This window comes from Hymenobacter agri, from assembly GCF_054778495.1.
Window position 1 is genome coordinate 1 of sequence record NZ_BAAGZM010001195.1, and the last position, 657, is coordinate 657.

General features: G+C 63.0%; 1 protein-coding gene. It reads right to left on the reverse strand.

What is annotated here, in order from left to right:
• The coding region (locus tag ACYVDE_RS25285; RefSeq protein WP_460504270.1) for an endonuclease/exonuclease/phosphatase family protein at positions 1-633 on the reverse strand (633 nt) is incomplete at its 3' end.
• Positions 634-657 lie beyond the last annotated feature (24 nt).

A 657-nucleotide genomic window follows, 5' to 3' on the forward strand; every position in this document is an offset into this window, starting at 1 on the left:
GTTGCGGAAGCGGCGCAGCAGGTTGGGCGCTTTGGCGCGCAGGCCGGCGCGGCTGCCGGTGGCGGCTGTCAGGTCGCTTTCGGCCATGCTCATGCTCTGGAAGTGCACGTTGAACACGCGAATGGTGTCGTGCGGGCGGGCCAGGTCGGCCCACATGGCGTGGTTCTGGGTGAGTTTGCCGAAGGGAATAACGCCGCGCTGCACAATGGGAAAGCGTGAGAAAATGGCCAGCCCGAACTCGGCCCCCGCGCGGTTGGTGAGGCTGGGCGACACAAATGCGTGCCGGCCGCTGCCCCGGCCCAGCCGGGCTTCCGACTGAAATACCCCGCCGTTTTCCCGGGTACCGCCGGGCTCGTTGTAATACTCCTGCAGGCACAGCACATCGGCCGGGCTGGCGGCCAGCCAGCGAATGAAGTTTTTCGACGAGGCGTTGTCCGGGTCGCGCAGCTGGGAATACACGTTGAAGATGCGCACGTTGGCCGACAAAAGCGAAACGCTTTTGGAATGAGGAATGAAGAATGAGGAATGAGGAATTCCCTTATCATCCGGCTTCTTCATTGCTAATTCCTCATTAAGCGTAGCGACGTGCAACGCCAGCCCGCGCTGCACGTGCGGCCACGTGAGGACCAGCACCAGCAGCGGCAGCAGCCACAGCAG